Origin of the sequence: Sphingomonas sp. PP-CE-1G-424, assembly GCF_004341085.1 — a bacterium.
Classification (GTDB): domain Bacteria; phylum Pseudomonadota; class Alphaproteobacteria; order Sphingomonadales; family Sphingomonadaceae; genus Sphingomonas.
Genome location: NZ_SLXW01000003.1, coordinates 366619 through 383993, shown reverse-complemented (window position 1 = coordinate 383993; position 17375 = coordinate 366619). Strand labels below are relative to the sequence as shown.

Below are 17375 nucleotides of genomic sequence, written 5' to 3'. Positions count from 1 at the left end.
GTCAGGGGGAATTCGATGTTCACAGCATGTGTGATCGCGCTCGCAGCCACCGTATCCGCACCCGCGCTGGCCCAGAATTCACCGTCCGGAACCCAAGCTTCACCGTCGAAGGCAACGTATATCCAGGCAGGCGCGCTGCTCGATCGGCCCGGCCAGCCGCCGCGCGGCAATACCACCGTCATCGTCCGTGACGGCAAGGTCGCCGAGCTGCGCGACGGGTTCGTACCGCCCGAACAGGGCGCGACGCTGATCGACCTGCGCAATGCGTTCGTGCTGCCGGGTCTGGTCGACATGCACGTCCATCTCTGGGGGATCGGCGGCGACCCGATGCGCGCACGGCTCGAGGCGATGACCCGCGATCGGTTCGACGACGAGATGACCGCGGTCGCGAACGCGCGGACCACGTTGAACGCGGGGTTCACCTCGGTGCGCGATCTCGGCGGCGATCCCCGCGGCATCCGCGCGCTGCGCGATGCGATCGACGCCGGTACCGTCGACGGGCCGACGATCACCAATGCCGGCGAGATGATCTCGGTGACCGGCGGGCATGGTGACGGCAGCAACGGGCTTGCCGAAGATTTTGCCGAAGCGGTGCATGCCAAGGAAATCAATCTGTGCGACGGTCCCGACGAGTGCCGACGTGCGGTCCGCGCGCAGGTTGCACTGGGGGCACGCGTCATCAAGTTCGCCGCGACCGGCGGCGTGCTGTCGAATGTCAGCGGCGGGCTTGGCCGGGCGATGACCCCCGAAGAGATGCGCGCGATCATCGAGACCGCGCATGGTCTTGGCCGCAAGGTCGCGGCGCATAGCCATGCGGCGGAGGGAACGAAGTCGGCGCTGGAGGCCGGGGTCGACTCGATCGAGCACGGCACGTTTCTCGACGACGAGACGATCCGGTTGTTCAAGACCAGGGGCGCCTATCTCGTCCCGACCGAGATCGCACCCGTTGCCGCACTCGCGCAGGCGCGGGGTGGCGCCCTGCCCCCTGCGACGATCGTCAAGGCCGAGGCCGCCGCGGCCGCGATGGCCGCCAGTCACCGTCGCGCCTATGCCGCCGGGGTGAAGGTCGCGTTCGGGACCGACACCGGCGTCTCGAAGCACGGCGACAATGCGACCGAGTTCGCACTTCTGGTACGCAACGGCCTCACCCCGACGCAGGCGATCGTCGCGGCGACGGTGAGCGCGGCGGATCTGCTCGGGCGCGACGACATCGGCACGCTCGCACCCGGCAAGACCGCGGATATCATCGCCGTGACGGGCTCGCCGCTACAGGACGTCACGCGCCTCGAGCATGTCGATTTCGTCATGCACCGCGGCCAGATCGTCAAGGGCGCGCCGAAGAGCCTCTGACCCGCCGGGCGGCAGCGTCGTTCCTTACGCGCTGTGATGCGCGTGGAACAGCTTGCCGCCCTCGACGACGTACACCACGCCGAGCACCGCGACGCCGATCGCCAGATAGCCGATCGCCAGCGGATAGGTCGTGCCGTCGTAGGATTGTCCGATCAGCGATCCGACGATGACCGCGCCGACGCTGGTGATGAAGCCCTGGATCGACGACGCCGTGCCGGCGATCGCGCCGACGGGCTCCATCGCCATCGACCCGAAGTTCGCCCCGCACAGACCAATGCAGGTCATGCTCAGGGCCTGGAACACCATGTAGCTCGGCAGGGTTTCGAGGCCGGATGCGATCAGTCCGATATGGCAGACGGAGAGCACGATCAGACCGATTACCGCGGACTGCGAGATCAGCCGCGTGCCCAGCCGCTCGACCAGGCGGCTGTTGGCGAACGACGCGCACCCCATCGAGAACGCGCAGATCGCGAACAGGATCGTGAACCGCGCGCCGGCGTGGAACTCGTCGACGAAGATCTGTTGCGCTGACGAGACAAAGGCGATGATGCCGCCGAACGTCATCGACGCCGCGACCGCGTACCCTGCGGAAAACCGGTTCGTCAGCGTCAGCGTATACCCGTTGCGCAGCGCGGCCAGCGAAAGCGGCGTGCGGTTCTCGACCGGCAGCGATTCGCGCAGCCGTGTGAACGACCATGCCAGGACGAGCGCGGCGAAACCGGCGAGCGCATAGAAGATGAAGCGCCACGGACCGAACGCGAGCAACATCTGGCCGAGGCTCGGCGCCATGATCGGCACGAGGAAGAAGATCATCTGCGCCACCGACAGCGTCCGCGCCATCTGTCGCCCGGCATAGCGATCCCGCACGATCGCGACCGCCAGCACGCGGGTCGACGCCGACATCAGCCCCTGCAGCACACGCGCGCCGAGCAGTGCCGCGAAAGTCTGCGATCCGGCCGCGAAGATGCTCGCCAGCACGAACCCGGCCAGCGTGACGAGCAGGATCGGGCGACGTCCGTAGCGATCTGCTAGCGGGCCGTAGACGAGCTGCCCGGTCCCGAAGCCCAGCATGTACGCGGTGATGATCCACTGCCGGTGGTTGGCCGTCGCGATGCTCAACTGATGCCCGATATCCGCCAGCGCGGGCAGCATCAGGTCGACGCCGAGCGCGTTCACGGCCATCAGCGCGGCAATAAAGGCAACGAACTCGCGTGGTTGCATCGACGGGTCAGCGGTCTTGACGTTCATGACCTGCGCGTACGGGGATCGCGCGCGGAATGCCACGACAGATCGAACGATGCCGGCAATGCGGCCCCATAACGCTGGCGCGCGGCGTACAAATAAAAAATATCTTTTTCAGTCGCTCAGCGCGTGTTTGTTCGTTTCTTTTACACCTTCTTCTCCCATGTAGGCCGTCATGATCGGTCTGATTACCCGCCTCAGGCAGTTGCGCCATTCCGATCAGACGATCGCGGCCTACGTCCAGGAGACCCTGGTCGAGTCGCTCTACGCATCGCCGCAATCGCTGGTGATCGGCGCGGTGACCAGCAGTGCCATCACGATGATCGTCGCGCTGGTCAGCGGCAACGCGTGGATGACGGGGTGCGCGATAGCGATCGCGGCGGTTGCCGGCTCGCGGATCGTCGATGCGCTGCGCCTGAGCCGACGGAGTGCGAAGCGCCAGCCATCCAAGAAGGCCGCGCTGGGCCCTTGGGGCCGACGCCAGGAGCGGCTCTATCGATCCGGGGCGATCGGCTATTCGTCGCTGCTCGGCACGTTTGGACTGCTGACGCTGGTCAATACCAACGACGGCGTGCTGCAGCTGCTCGCGGTGACGACGACGATCGGCTATGCGGCGGGGATCGCGGGACGCAATGCCGGGCGGCCGTGGATCGCGCTGTCGCAGCTCAGCTTCGCGTCGGTACCGCTCGCGATCGGTCTGCTCGTATCGCTCGAGCCGCTCAAGATCGCGCTGGCGATCGTCATATTGCTGTTCGTCGTCGCGATGATGGATATCACGCTGCAAACCTACGGCGTCATCCTGAAGGCGACCGTAGCGTCGCGCGAGAAGACGGCGCTGGCGGAGCATCATGCCGCGATCGCGCGCCGCGACGACCTGACCGGGGTCGCCAATCGCACCGCGTTCCGCGAGCAGTTCGAAGCGCGGTTGCAGCGGGTGTCGGCCGACGAGTATCGGCTCGCGATCAACTGGCTCGATCTCGATCGCTTCAAGGAGATCAACGATTCGTTCGGCCATCTGGCGGGCAACGCGCTGCTCGCGGAGATCGCGCGGCGGCTCGATCAGGCGTTCGGCAAGGACGGCGTCGTCGCGCGACTGGGCGGCGACGAGTTCGCCGTCGTGTGCACGGTGAATACCGAAGCCGACGCGATGACGATCGGTCAGACCATCCTGGCACTCGTCGAGAAGCCGGTTCTCCACGAAGGCCGCCTGCTCCAGGTGAACGCATCGATCGGTATCGCGATCGCGCCCGCGGACGGGAGCGATGCCGACACGCTGTTGAAGAACGCCGACCTGGCACTGTATCGCGCCAAGGACAGCGGTCGCGGCCAGATGTGCTTCTACGAACCGCTGATGGACGAGAAGATCTCGCGCACGCGGGACCTCGCCGCCGAGATGCAGGGCGCGCTTGAACGCGGCGAGTTTCATCTGGTGTTCCAGCCGATCTTCGATCTCGCCGGCGAACACGTGCTGTCCTGCGAAGCCTTGCTGCGCTGGACCAACCGGCAGCATGGGGCGATCTCGCCGGCGGAATTCATCCCGATCGCCGAGGATACCGGGCTGATCGTGTCGATCGGCGGATGGGTGATCCGTGAGGCGTGCCGGATCGCCAGCGCGTGGCCACAAGCGGTGAAGATCGCGGTTAACCTGTCGCCGATCCAGCTCCGGTCGGCCAATCTCACCACCGTGATCATGAATGCGCTGGCGTCCACCGGGTTCGCAGCGGAGCGGCTCGAGCTCGAGGTGACCGAGTCGGTGCTGCTCGAGGATATCGAAGCGTCGCTGGCCGCGCTCGATGCGATCAACCGGCTGCACGTGCGGACCACGCTCGACGATTTCGGCACCGGCTATTCGTCGCTCAGCTACCTCACGAAATTCCCGTTCCAGACGCTGAAGATCGATCGCTCGTTCATCACCGATCTCGAACAGAGCCCGGCCTCGGTGGCGATCGTCCAGACCGTGATCGATCTCGCCGCCAAACTGGGCATGCGGACGGTAGCCGAGGGCGTCGAGACGCAGGCGCAACTCAACCAGCTCCGCCGCACGCGGTGCGATGCGGTGCAGGGATATCTGCTGGCGCGGCCGTTGCCGGCAAGCATGGTCGCGACCATGCTTGCCGGCAATGCCCAGAAAGCGCAGGCGCGCTCCTGAGATCCTAGATTGCCGCCTTGGTCAGCAATCGGGTCTGCGCGCCGACCAGACGCCGCATCAGTTTCAGATCGAACTCGCTCAGACGCAGCGCCGCGTCGGCCCAGAGATCGACGACCGCCTCGAGCTCGGCGAGCGCCAGCGGATTGACCGAGCGCGACGCCTCGTAGATCGCACAATGCCCGCTGTGGCGACGGCGGTTCTGGCGGATATAGTGCTCGACCTCGGCGCGACCCTTGCCCGGATCGGCCAGCGCATGGACGATACCGAGATCGTACAGTTCCTCGGCGCTGTAGGTCCGCCCGCTCAGGATCATCTGCTCGGCCCGCGCAGACCCCAGCCGCCGCGACAGGAAGCAATGCGCGCCCATGCCGGGGAACAGCCCGAAATTGGTTTCCGGCAGCCCGAAGTTCGTGCCCCGCTCGGCGATGACGACGTTGAACGACAGCAACGCCTCGAAACCGCCGCCGAGCGCGTCGCCTTCGACCAGCCCGATCGTGATGATCGAATGGTCGAGGCTGAGCATGTTGCGGTGCAGGATGCGGACGCAGGCGCGGCCGTAGCGGACCAGCGCCTGCCGATCGCCACGACGGATATGCTCCGCGAACAGATCGAGATCGCCGCCGAGCGAGAACACGCCGGGGAAACGCGAGCCGAGCACGAGATAGCGGATCGGCATCATCTCCGACGAGCATGCCTCCGCGATATCGTTCTGCCACTGATTGAACTCGGCCAGCAGCCCGGGATTGAAGCTCGGACGGACCTTTTGCCGCATGTACGTCCACAAGGTATCGAGTTCGGGATCGAACGCGACCTCCAGATCCGCGAAAGCGAACGGTTGGCGGGTCAAAAGCGACGCCGGCAGCTCGATCGGCCTGTGATGATGGCCTTGGCTCCGGCTTGAGGACATGACGGGTGAGTATTCGACAGTCATCGCGACTTCCTTCTTTACGCGCAGCGGCCTGCTGCCCGAGAAGATTAGGCGGAGTTCGCGTCAGATGCGGGGTGCGTAATGCACGAGTCGGCACGGTACGTCTCGCCGCGCCATAGTCGGCCGAGGCGCCGGCTTCGCACCGGATCCTACCTGCGCACGCTAGGTGCTTGTTTCGCGCCGGGAATCGACCGTCGGCGTAATTTTGGTCAGATATCGATGTGGTCCGTTTATCGGCGGGAAATACCGTCTGGCTGCCCGCGGGTGAAACCATTCCTGTTCGGACCGACCTTGCGCCGGGTCGTTTTCGGCTCCAGACCTGTGCGCAGGACGGGGATGATCGACATGGATATTGCACGACGCGACCTGATGATTTCGGCGGCGGCTCTGACGCTGACCTCTCGCGCGTTCGGCGCGGGACCGGGCGATCGGCCACTCGGCTATGCGATCGTCGGACTGGGTTCCTACGGTCTCGACGTCATCATCCCGCAATTCGCGAACTGCGCGCACAGCCGGCTCGCCGCGGTGGTCAGCGGCGATCCCGCCAAGGCCAAGCGAGTCGCCGCCGATCACGGACTGCCGGCGCGGTCGATCTATTCCTACGAGACCTTCGATACGATCCGGAATAATCCGGACGTCGACATCGTCTATGTCTGCCTGCCCAACTCGATGCACGCCGAATACACGATCCGCGCGGCGAAGGCGGGCAAGCACGTCATGTGCGAGAAACCGATGGCGATATCGGTCGCCGAGTGCGAGGCGATGATCGCGGCATGCAAGACCGCGAACCGCAAGCTGATGATCGGCTATCGCTGCCATTTCGAGCCGACCAACCTCGAGGCGATGCGGCTGGCGCGCGCGGGTGCGGCGGGCAAGATCCGCTACGTGCGGTCCGAGCACGGTTTCGTCCAGCGCGATCCATCGAAATGGCGGCTGAAGCGCGCCTTGTCCGGCGGCGGCTCGTTGATGGACATGGGCATCTACAGCCTGCAGGCGGCGCGCTACATGACCGGCGAGGAACCGATCGCGGTCACCGCGCGCGAATCGACCGATCGCCGCGACCCGCGCTTTACCGAGGTCGAGGACATCATCGACTGGACGCTGGAGTTCCCGTCCGGGGCGATGGCCGGTTGCCAGTCGATGTACAGCGCCAACCAGAACCATATCCTGTTGATGGGCGACGCCGGCCGCATCGAACTCGAACCCGCGACCCGCTACGAGGGCAACCATATGTGGCAGGGCAAGGATGGCCGCGAACGCGAGGTCACGCCACCGCCCGGCCCCGGCAAGACGCAGTTCGCAGGGCAACTCGACCATCTCGTCCAGAGCATCCGCACCGGGCGCGAACCGATCGTCTCTGGCGAGGAAGGCTTGCGCGACATGCGGATCGTCGAGGCGATCTACCGCTCGGCCCGTGAAGGCCGGACGATCCGGCTCGATGGCGCGCGGAAGGATCGCGCATGAAGCTGCCGTTCGTAGTCGCCGCGCTGATCGCGGCCTCGCCGGCGGGCGCGCAGACGGTCGATCCGACAAGTTTCGCATCGGACGCCGAGGTGAAGGCGAAGGTCGCCGCGATGGGCGCCGCGATGAAACCGGGACAGGGATTTGCCTGGCAACCGCTGGTCCGCGACGGTGAGACCAACGCCGCGCTCGAATACTGGAAAAAGCCGGGGCGCCCCGCCGTGCACCCCGATCAGGCGGAATACGCGATCGTCGTGGCCGGCGCCGGTACGCTGATCTCGGGCGGGACGCTCGCCGACGCCGTGGTCGTCAAACCCGATCTGACCGAGGGCGCGCGGATCGTCGGCGGGAAGACGCGTACGCTGGGGCCCGGCGACGTCATGCTCATTCCGGCCGGCGTGCCGCACTGGTTCGGGATCACCGGCGATCGACTGGTGCTGCTCGGCATGAAGCTGCCGCAGCGGCGCTGACCTCAGGCCGGCCGGCCGCGATCCTGCCAGCCCGCGCGCAGCGGCACGCGGAGCACGCGGTCGTTCGCGGTCAGGAACAGCGCACGGCCGCGCTCGCCGAACGCGCAGTTCGCGATCGGCCCGCCGTTGGATATCAGCCCGAGCGGTTCTGCGTCGGGCGACAGGAACATCATCCCGCCCGGCACCGAACAGACCAAGGTGCCGTCGTGGGCGACCTTCATCCCATCGGGCAGCCCCGGTGCGCCACCTACCTGCATCGGCTTGGCATCGAGCAACACGCGCGACCGCCGCGGCAGTCCGATCTTGTCGAGGTCGTAGACCATGATCCGCGGCGCGACGTCGTCCGAGACCGAAACATAGAGCCGCGTCTCGTCGGGCGACAGGGCGATGCCGTTCGGCCGCGTCAACGTGCCGTCGATCAGGTCGACCGCCCCGCCCGGCGTCCAGCGATAGACGCCGTTGACGGGCATCTCCTTCAGCGAGGACGCATCGCCGTCGGTCAGCCCGTAGGGCGGATCGGTGAAATAGATTGTGCCGTCGCGCGCGACGTGCAGGTCGTTCGGGCTGTTGAACCGCTTGCCTTGGTAGCGATCGACCAGCACCTCGCGGCGCCGCGTGACGAGATCGAACCGGTCGATCGACCGTCCGCCGCTGTTCGCGATCAGCAGTCTCCCCTGATGGTCGAGCGCCAATCCGTTCGCGCCGGGTTCGCGCACCAGCTTCGGATCGGTCCCGGCCGCCCCGGACGGCGCCAGGAACGGTGTCGCGACCCTGCCCGTCTGCCATCGACGAATGATGTTGGCCGGTGGATCGGTGAACAGCAGATACCGGCCGGCATCGACCCATAGCGGGCCTTCCGCCCAGCGTATCCCGCTCGCGACGACCGAGATACGAGCGTCCGGCGCGACCATCCGGTCGAACGCCGGCGACAGGCGCTGGATGTGCGCAATGTCCGCGGCGACCGCCCGCCGTGGCAGCGCGGCAAGCGCGAGCGCGCCGAGCATTAAGGTACGCCGGTCCGGCTTCAGCGCCGCCTCGGCCACGCCGCTACTGTTCTGATTCAATGAACGCTCCCCAACCCTGCCAACGCTTTATGACAGCCGCGACGTCTGCAGGACAATAGCGGCAAAATCCTCCTTGTCCTCGTCGGCGAAGATGGGATCGTTCGATCGAAAGTCTACGACGCCCGATGTTCGAGCGCAGTGCGCGTCTGTCGTCCCCAGCTCTGTCCGCCACGCAGGAACGCCACCCAGCCATAGATCGCGCCGACGTGACGGAGCAGCTGGAAGGTGAACGGCTCGGCGATCGCGGCGATGATCGCCGGGCCAAGCCCGAGTCCTTCGCGCTGCCCGGTCCAGCGCTTGTAGATGCCGAGCGACCAAAGGTGGAAGCTGAGGTCGATCACGATCTTGACGATCATCACGATCAGGATCGGCAGGGCGAGCGCGAAGCGTCCGGTGATCACCAGTCCGATCAGGATCGCGAACGCGGCCAGCCCGTAGATCGGTTGCACCGTGTCCAGCGCCTTGACCGGCAACATCCGCGTGCCGAGCCGGCCATAGGCGCGGTTGCCGATCATGTCGCGGTTCCAGTGCTGCGTCTGGAGGAACCCGCCGAACCAGCGCTGGCGCTGTTTGAGAAACGCCGGGATGCTCGCCGGGGCATCGGTGCGCGCCAGCGCGCCGCCAACCACGCGCACCCGCCAGTCGAGTCCGGTGTCGTGCGCATGGCGATGAAGCCGGTGGATCAGCTCGTAATCCTCGACCATGCAGTCGGGATCGAACCCGCCGACCGCGATCACCGCATCGCGCCGGAACGCCGCGAACGCACCCGAAATCAGCAACAGGCCGTTCAGCCGCATCCACGCATCGCGCGACAGGAAATTGCGGACATATTCGTACGACTGGAACCACTCGAACAGCCGCCCGCCGAGGCTTGGTCCGCAGATCGGCGCGAGCACGCCGGTCGCCGCCACCAGCTCGGGTTCCGCAGCGAAGGCCGCGCGCATCGCCGCGATCGCCCCCGGTTCGAGCAGCGTATCGGCATCGACGGTCAGGACGATCGCGGTGTCGATCCGCAGCAGCGCGTCGTTGAGCGCACGGGCCTTGCCACCATGCGGCAGCCGCAACCACGCGAGCCGCGTGCCGCCGAGATCGACCGTCGCGACGTCGCCCAGCGCCGGTACCGCCAGCGCGTAGAGCTCCCGCATCACCGCGGGGGTGGCATCGGTCGATCCGTCGTCGGCGATCATGATCGTCTCGGGCGGATGCGCCTGCGCCAGCAGCCGGTCGATCGTCAGGCGGATGACGCTCGCTTCGTTGTGCGCCGCGACGATCACGCCGAAACCCGGCGCTGGCAAGCCGTTCGGCTCGGGTGGCGGCGCATGAGCGAGATCGCGAATCTGCCAGGCGGTGAACACCAGCAGCGTGGTATCGTAGAGGATATAGGCGATCCCGACCGACCACACCGCAAGCCCCTGGTGCAGGAACGCCTGGAGCACGAGCGCCAGGAAGACGAGCGGCACCGCAAAGCCGATCAGGCGGCTGACGATCGGGATCGGTCGCGGCGACAGGCGCGGCGATTGCGCGGTGAATATGGTGGTCATCGATAGCATCGCGGCGCGCGTACCGCGTCAAGGATGAATGGGCTATTGCGGAAATCGCTCCCGCAGACGAAGGGCCGGCAACAACGAGCGAGGCACAGGCGGATGGTCAGGAAATATACCGGGGTCGCGATCGCGCTTCATTGGCTGGTCGCCCTCGGAATCGTCGTCAATGTCGGGCTTGCGTGGGTCTGGCCGTATCTCGCCGACGATCATGTCCGCCCCGTGATCGACCTGCACAAGTCGATCGGCATCACCGTGCTGGGGCTGGCGATCATGCGGCTGCTGTGGCGGGCGACGCACCGCCCGCCGGCGCTGCCGACCCGCTACCAGCGCTGGGAGGTTACGGTATCGCATGTCACGCATTGGCTGCTCTATGCGATCATCTTCGCGATGCCATTGTCGGGCTGGATCATGGATTCGGCGTGGAAGGATGCCGCGACTCATCCGATGTATCTCTACGGCCTGGTCCAGTGGCCGCGGATCGCGTTCGGGTCGATCGATCCCGCGACGCGCGAGACGCTGCATGCGGTGTTCGGCGCCGCGCATGCCTGGCTCGCCTATGTCCTCTACGCGCTGGTCGGCCTGCACATCGCGGGCGCACTCAAGCATGAATGGATCGACGGCCACCGCGAACTGCGTCGAATCGTCCCCGGCGCCGGACGCGACTGAATGCTCAGGCTCGACTCCGTGGATCCGGGACGAGATTGAGGACCAGAAAGGCGACCGCGGCACCCGCCATGATCGCCGCGACCCACAGGATCGGCCCGAACACCCATCCGCTCGCCAGTATCGCCGGTACGACCGCAGCTCCGAGGCCAAGCCAACCGACCGATCGCAACGCCCTGCGCCGTTCCCCCGACGGACACGCCCCGAAACGACGGCGATGATGCGCATCGGTCGACAGCCCGAGCGACAGGAACGCGGCGATCGACAGGATCAACGGCAGGGCGATCATTCGGCAGGCTCCAGCACGCGCGCCTCGGCGCTACGGGGTTTGCGGACGCGCTTTGCACTTGGGCGGTGCCGCGCGACGCGGTGCGCGACTGCGAGGAACGAGATCCCGAATACGCCCATCGTCGCGTCGATACCCGCGATGACGAAGTCGTCGCGCGCCAGCATGACGAGCATGCCGCGATCGGTGGCGACGATGTCGTAGAACGGGAGCACCACCAGCAGCAGGCCCGTCGCGGCGAACAGCAGCGACCAGACAAGGCGGGGTGTCGCGATGAACGCCAGGACCGCCGACATCGCCCAGACGATGAAGAGCGTATTCACCTCCCACTCGGCGCGGCCACCGAGATCGACCGGCAGCACGCGGTTGGCCCAGAAGAACGCCGCGACGCCTAGCGGAAAGCCGCCGATCACCGCGACGTTGAGACGCTCGACCAACCGGAAGCCGACATGCGGTCGCGTGGGATCGGGCAGCCGCTCGCGCCGCTTCACGGTCCAAAGGACGAGACCGCTCGCCACCATCAGCGTGCCTGCGACCCCGCACAGGAAATACAGCCAGCGCCCGCCATAGCCGGCGAAGCGTCCGGCATGCAGCCCGATCATCACCCCGGCCGTCTCGGCCGCCGCACCGGGCATCGGCGAACGCCAGACCAGCCGACCCGACACGCCGTCATAGGCGAGGCGTGGCGTCCGCGACGACAGCATCGAGCCGAAACTCTGGCTCACCGTCACGCGCGCCGCGGCATCGCCCGGATCGCTGACCTCGATGAAACTCGCCGGCGCGCCCAGACGGCGTTCGGCATCGGCGGCGATCCGTCGCAGGTCGATCAGCGGCGCAGGCCGGCCGGTTCGCTCGACCGCTACCGCGCTCGGGAACAATGCCGCCGCGACCACGCGTTCGTCGGTGTAGTTGGCGACGACCGCCCAGGGCATCAGCAACGCCATCAGCGTGACGAGACCGGTATAGGTGATCATCAGGTGGAACGGCAGCGCCAGGACTGCGGTCGCATTATGTCCGTCGAGCCATGATCGCTGGCCCTTGGCGCGGCGGAGCGTGAAGAAGTCCTTGAAGATCTTCTTGTGCGTGACGATCCCGCTCAGGATCGCGACGAGCATCATCATCGTCGCGAACCCGACGATCCACCGCGCCCAGATCACCGGCATGTAGTGGAGGTCGAAATGGAACCGATAGAAGAACTCACCGCCGCGCGTCTCGCGGGCGTGCGCGACCTGCCCGTCCGCGCCGATCAGCGCCTGGGTATCGCGACGGCCGCGACCGCGGCGCCGTCCCGCTGGCTCGCCGGGCTTGGGCTGCGGCACCCAGAAGAGTTGCGCGCCGGGCATCCGGTCGGTCACGATCGGGATGAACCAGCTCTTCGCATCGGGCGCGGTCTTCGCGAGAAACGCCTGCGATCCCGCCAGCACGCGCATCGGCTGTTCGATCCGCGCGAGTTCGGGCCGCGTCCAGCGGTTGAGCCCCTCGCGCCAGAACGCGAGCGAACCCGCGACGAACACGAGGAACAGGATCCACCCCAGCAGCATCCCCGACCAGGTGTGCAGGAACGCCTGCGATTGGCGGAAGCCCTTGCTCACAGCCGGCCCGTCGCATCGATCGAGACCCACGCGATCGCCGCCGCGATCCCGGCGGCAACCCCCAGCGTCCACAGCGCGCGCCAGCCGCTTCGTGCCGCGAAAGCCCACATCGCCGCGACCGCGCACAGCGCGAGCGCGATCAGCGTCGCGGTGACGGTCGCCTCGGTGCGCTCGCCGGGCAGGATGCGCGCGAGCGCCATCGCCCACAGGCTCGCAGTCGCATAGCCGAGCGGCACCGCGGCGATGACCCGCAGGCCGATATCGCCGCGTCGAGCCCAGCGAGCGCGGGCGTGCAGGTCGCCTGCGGTCACTGGAAGGTGTACCGCAGCGTCGCGAACGCGGTGCGCGGACTGCCGTAGTAATTGCCACGCCCGGTCGAGCTGATCCGCGCATAATAGTCGCGGTCGAGCACGTTGTTGACGTTCACCGACACGCCGAGCCGCGGGGTCAGCGCATAGCCCGCGCGCAGGTCGAGCACCGCATAGCTCCCCTGGCGGACGATGCTCGACCGGGTGCGGACCGTGCCGTCGGTATTGAACACCGCCCCCGTGCCGCCGAACGTGCTGCCGAACCAGGTCAGGCCACCGCCTAGACTGACGCCGGCAAGCGGTCCGGCGACCGGCGCATAGTTGGTGAACATCTTCGCCATGTGCTTCGGGACGATCGGCACCAGGCTGATCCCCTCGAACAGCGGGTTGGCGTCCTCGAGATACTTGGTTCGCGTGTAGCTGTAGCCACCATTGATCCGCCAGCCCGGCACGATCTCGCCGCTGACCTCGGTCTCGATCCCCCGCGCGCGCACCTTGCCGATCTGGAGCACGCTCGTCGGCAGGTCCGGATCGTTGTACAGCCGGTTCGACTGCGTGATCTGATACGCCGCCGCCGACAGCAACAGCCGGTCGTGCATCAGCGACAGCTTGGTTCCCGCCTCGAACTGCTTGCCGGTCAGCGGTTCGATCTGCCGTCCATCGGGCCGCGACCGACCGACCGGCGCCGCCTGCGGCGTGAAGCTGTCCGCGTAGCTCCCGTAGATGTTGAGCGCCGGCGTCACGTCCCAGACGATCCCGGCATAGGGCGTGAACCGGTTGTCGAAGCCGTAGCGCGAAGCCGCGGGCAGCGCACCGGTGGGCGTGAGCAGCGTCGTCACGGTGGTGTCCCACCATGTCAGACGTCCACCCCCGACCAGCGTCAGCCCCGCGACCGGGCTCAACCGCATCTGCCCGTACAGCCCGTATTGCTCGACGTCGGTCGCCGAGCCGCCATAGACCTGAAGCACGCAATTGGCGGGTGCGGGGCTGATCGCGGTACCGCTGGTGGGACAGGTCGCCCCCGTACCCTGCACCGGATAATAGGGAAGCGTGCCGTAGGGATCGAGCGGCGGTTCGAGCGGGGATACCGGGTTGTAGACGTCGATCCGCGCATAGTTCGACAGCCGGGTCGCGAACGACGTTCCCGAACTCGCCTGATAATCGCCACCGAGGATCAGCGTCTGGTCGCGCCCGAACAGCGGGAAGCTGCCGATCCCGTTGAAGTCGAACGACCGGGTCCGCTGTTTGCTGTCGCCGCGGTAGGCGATGTGGTTGGTGCTGCCGTTGGTGGCGGTGACCGGCTGGTTGCCGATATAGCTGTAGATGTCGACGCGATCGACATCGGTGAACAGTCCGGTCGCGCGCAAGGTCCAGCGGTCGCTGACCTTGTGCGTGAGTTCGGCGAACCCGGTCCAGCTCTTGCTCTCGAACCGGTTCCAGTCCGCGCCGAGATAGGTCGACCGGTCGATGTCGAGCAAGGCTCCGTCGCTGCCGTCGGCACCGCCCGCGATGCCGGGCAGGCCCGACTGGACCGCCGGGCGGAACCGATCGTAGTTCCCGCCGACCGTCAGCGTCGTGCGCTCGCCGATCTCGAGCGATCCGACCGCGAACGCGCCAAGCCGGTTGCGGTGCGCGGTGTCGAAGAACTGATCCTGATCCTGCAGCATCGCGCCGACGCGAATGCCGGCCTTCGAACCGATCGGCGTCGAGACGTCGAGTTCGAACCGGGCGTTGTCGTAACTGCCATAGCCTGCGCTAGCCTGCACCCGCAGCGCATCGAGCGGACGCTTGCGCACGAGGTTGATGCTGCCGGCCGGGTTGCCCGATCCGCTGAACAGACCGGCGGGGCCGCGCAACACCTCGAGCCGGTCGTAGAAGAACAGGTCGGGGACGACCGCGGGAAAGTTCAGCGAAAAGGTCGGCACGCCGTCGATCAGGTAATTGTTGATGACGAAGCCGCGCGACAGGAACGACGGGTCCTCGCTGCCGACGCCGTTGACCGTGATCCCGTTGGTCGCGGTCAGCGCGTCTTCGAGCGTGAACAGGTTCTGCGCCTCGATCTGGTCGCGCTCGATGACCGTGACGGTATTCGGCGTATCCTTGAGCGGGGTGACGGTCTTGCCGACCTCGCGGCCATAGCTCTTGCCGACGACGAGGATCTCGTCCGACTTCTGCTCCCCCTCACCCCCGCGGTCGTCGGCGACGTCCGATCGCACCGGTGTCGCGATCGTCGCATGTGCAGGCTCTCCAACCAGCGTCGCGCCAGCCAGCAAAATGCTCATCAAACTCATACTGAACCCCTTTGTTACGGGGGCGACTAGCGGAGACGCTTTTGCGAGTCACTATCAATCTAACATAAATTTCATGTTTCTTGTGTGCGTTTTGGCGCGGAATTCAACTCGTAATGGCAGGCGATTGTCGCCGGCTATTAACGAACCGCTAGGTATGTCGTTGTAAATTCAGCGCATGCGATTGGTCGCGATAACGAACTGGGCTTACGGCGTCACCGTCGCGCTGACGCTCGCCTCGGGTACGACGATGCTGCTCGCGTCGTCGGCCCAACAGCGCGAGCGCGCCGCGGTGGATCAGCGCTATGCGCTCGACCGCGCGACGGCGACGATCGAGGACGATGCGCTGGCGCTGAGCGAACTGGCCCGACAGTTCGCGATCAACGGCGACGCCGCGGACCTGCTCGCCTATCGACGCGCGCAGGCCGACCTGGCGCCGGTCGAGATGCGCACACGGCATATCCGCGATGCCGGCGCGGCAAGCGACGAACTCCGCAGCCTGCATGACGCGCTGGGCTGGGTAGACGCGCTGCAGGGACAACAGGCGCAAGCGATCCTCGCGCGGCGCAAGAACGATCGAAACAGCGCCGTCCAAATCCTGTTCGCGCCCGAATACGAACGCGAACTCGACCGCTCGCGCGCCGCCGTCGAACGCTTCCAGTACCGCCTCGACCAACGCACCGGCGACGAATTGCGCGCTGCCGAACGCACCGCACGGATTTGGCGGTCGGCGTCGGAAGCGATGCTCGCGATCACTGGCCTGCTCTTTCTCTTCGTCCTGTATTTCGTGTTTAGGCGCCGCGTGCTGCACCCGGTGGTCAAGCTGAGCGATGTGATCAGCCGGCTTGCCGCGCAGGACTACGATGCCGAGCCGCCACCCTATGAGCGGATCGATGAGATCGGCGACATGGCGCAGGCGCTGCGCGTCTTCCGGGAAAACGGGATCGAACGGCAGCGGCTCGAACACGAGCGCGATGCCGATCGGGCGGCGCGCGACCTGCTGTCGCGGATGACGCAGCGCATGCAGGGGTGCGACACCGTCGTCGAGCTTCAGGCGGTCGTCAGTCGGTTCGTCCCCGAACTCGCGCCGCAACTGGCCGGGCGTCTGTATCTGCTCGATCCGGTCCGCAACGCCCTGCTCGAAGCGTGTTCGTGGCTGGACCCGGTGCATTCGTCCCCCGAGTTTTCACCCTTGTCCTGCTGGGGCGTGCGCCGGGGTGCCCCCCATCGTCCGGCGGGCGCGGTGTTCGACGTGCCGTGCGATCATCTGGTCGGCGAGGTGGTCCCGAACAGCCTGTGCCTGCCGCTGACCGGTCAGCACGGCCTGTTGGGCCTGCTCTATTTCGAACGCCGCACAGGTTTCGCCGATGACGGCCTGAGCGACGTCTATCTTGAGATGCTCGCCGAGAATATCGGCCTGGCGCTGGACAATCTGCGCCTCCGTGAGGCGCTGCGGTCGCTCGCGATGGCCGACGCGCTCACGACCCTGCCCAACCGGCGCCAACTTGACGAGGTCCTCGCGCGGGAGGTAAGCAAGGCCGAGCGCACCGGGACGTCGCTGTGCTGCGCGATGATCGACATCGATCATTTCAAGCGGTTCAACGACGAACATGGTCATGACGCAGGCGACGCGGTGCTGCGTGCGGTCGGCACGTTGCTGAAGGACATTGTCCGCGACGATCTGGTCTTCCGATTTGGCGGCGAGGAGTTTCTGATGCTGCTGCCCGACACCAGGCCGGACATCGCCGCGGTGCGGGCGGACGAGATCAGAGAGCGCATCGGCGCGCTCCGCGTGCGGTACGACGGCAAGGATCTGGGGCGGATCACCACATCGATCGGGCTGGCCTGCGCGCCGTTGCATACCGACTGGGCGTCCATCGTCCAGACCGCCGACGCCGCCTTGCTCCGCGCCAAGCAGGCAGGCCGCGACCGCGTACTATCCGCGATCGCGCGCAAGAACCGCGCCGATCTCATCTCCGCCATGCAGACGCGGATCGCGACATCCACGCCGTGAAGTTACGCGCCTCCCG

At 66.6% G+C, this 17375-nt stretch carries 14 protein-coding genes; 6 read left to right on the top strand and 8 right to left on the bottom strand.

Going from position 1 to position 17375, the window contains the following annotated elements:
• Positions 1-15: 15 nt before the first annotated feature.
• The gene (locus tag C8J43_RS11870) at positions 16-1350 is read left to right on the top strand and encodes an amidohydrolase family protein (protein WP_133031074.1); all 1335 of its coding nucleotides are present in this window, start codon (positions 16-18) and stop codon (positions 1348-1350) included.
• Positions 1351-1374: 24 nt separating this feature from the next.
• On the opposite strand, the gene C8J43_RS11865 is transcribed toward C8J43_RS11870, so the two are convergent.
• On the bottom strand, positions 1375-2571 hold the full coding sequence (locus tag C8J43_RS11865; protein ID WP_133031444.1) for a multidrug effflux MFS transporter: 1197 nt from the start codon (positions 2569-2571) through the stop codon (positions 1375-1377).
• Between the two features lie 196 nt (positions 2572-2767).
• On the opposite strand from C8J43_RS11865, the gene C8J43_RS11860 reads away from it, so the two are divergent.
• On the top strand, positions 2768-4741 hold the full coding sequence (locus C8J43_RS11860) for an EAL domain-containing protein (protein ID WP_133031073.1): 1974 nt from the start codon (positions 2768-2770) through the stop codon (positions 4739-4741).
• Positions 4742-4745: 4 nt separating this feature from the next.
• Here C8J43_RS11860 and C8J43_RS11855 read toward each other — a convergent pair whose 3' ends face one another.
• The gene (locus C8J43_RS11855) at positions 4746-5672 is read right to left on the bottom strand and encodes a crotonase/enoyl-CoA hydratase family protein (RefSeq protein WP_243645556.1); all 927 of its coding nucleotides are present in this window, start codon (positions 5670-5672) and stop codon (positions 4746-4748) included.
• A gap of 342 nt (positions 5673-6014) precedes the next feature.
• Here C8J43_RS11855 and C8J43_RS11850 point away from each other — a divergent pair, with 342 nt between their 5' ends.
• Positions 6015-7133 carry a Gfo/Idh/MocA family oxidoreductase gene (locus C8J43_RS11850; protein WP_133031072.1) on the top strand — a complete coding sequence of 373 codons (1119 nt, stop codon included), beginning with the start codon at positions 6015-6017 and terminating at the stop codon, positions 7131-7133.
• Complete coding sequence (locus C8J43_RS11845) at positions 7130-7600, top strand: cupin domain-containing protein (RefSeq protein WP_133031071.1); 471 nt, start codon at positions 7130-7132, stop codon at positions 7598-7600. The genes C8J43_RS11850 and C8J43_RS11845 overlap by 4 nt, the downstream gene beginning before the upstream one ends.
• A gap of 2 nt (positions 7601-7602) precedes the next feature.
• Here C8J43_RS11845 and C8J43_RS11840 read toward each other — a convergent pair whose 3' ends face one another.
• A complete protein-coding gene (locus C8J43_RS11840) occupies positions 7603-8664 on the bottom strand; it encodes an SMP-30/gluconolactonase/LRE family protein (protein ID WP_243645555.1) in 1062 nt (353 codons plus the stop codon).
• A 113-nt stretch (positions 8665-8777) separates the two neighbouring features.
• On the bottom strand, positions 8778-10205 hold the full coding sequence (locus C8J43_RS11835) for a glycosyltransferase (protein ID WP_243645554.1): 1428 nt from the start codon (positions 10203-10205) through the stop codon (positions 8778-8780).
• 102 nt (positions 10206-10307) lie between these two features.
• On the opposite strand from C8J43_RS11835, the gene C8J43_RS11830 reads away from it, so the two are divergent.
• Positions 10308-10874 carry a cytochrome b gene (locus tag C8J43_RS11830; protein WP_133031069.1) on the top strand — a complete coding sequence of 189 codons (567 nt, stop codon included), beginning with the start codon at positions 10308-10310 and terminating at the stop codon, positions 10872-10874.
• 4 nt (positions 10875-10878) lie between these two features.
• On the opposite strand, the gene C8J43_RS11825 is transcribed toward C8J43_RS11830, so the two are convergent.
• The 4 genes from C8J43_RS11825 to C8J43_RS11810 are packed head-to-tail and all read right to left on the bottom strand — an operon-like array spanning position 10879 to position 15348.
• Complete coding sequence (locus tag C8J43_RS11825) at positions 10879-11160, bottom strand: DUF3325 domain-containing protein (protein WP_133031068.1); 282 nt, start codon at positions 11158-11160, stop codon at positions 10879-10881.
• Positions 11157-12749, bottom strand: a complete 1593-nt coding sequence (locus C8J43_RS11820; RefSeq protein WP_133031067.1) for a PepSY-associated TM helix domain-containing protein — start codon at positions 12747-12749, stop codon at positions 11157-11159. Before C8J43_RS11820 ends, C8J43_RS11825 begins: the two co-directional genes overlap by 4 nt.
• The gene (locus C8J43_RS11815; protein WP_243645553.1) at positions 12746-13060 is read right to left on the bottom strand and encodes a hypothetical protein; all 315 of its coding nucleotides are present in this window, start codon (positions 13058-13060) and stop codon (positions 12746-12748) included. Before C8J43_RS11815 ends, C8J43_RS11820 begins: the two co-directional genes overlap by 4 nt.
• Positions 13057-15348, bottom strand: coding sequence for a TonB-dependent receptor (locus tag C8J43_RS11810; protein WP_133031066.1), 2292 nt, complete (start codon positions 15346-15348; stop codon positions 13057-13059). The genes C8J43_RS11815 and C8J43_RS11810 overlap by 4 nt, the downstream gene beginning before the upstream one ends.
• Before the next feature lie 175 nt (positions 15349-15523).
• Between C8J43_RS11810 and C8J43_RS11805 the strand changes: the two genes are divergently transcribed.
• Complete coding sequence (locus C8J43_RS11805; RefSeq protein WP_133031065.1) at positions 15524-17359, top strand: diguanylate cyclase; 1836 nt, start codon at positions 15524-15526, stop codon at positions 17357-17359.
• Positions 17360-17375 lie beyond the last annotated feature (16 nt).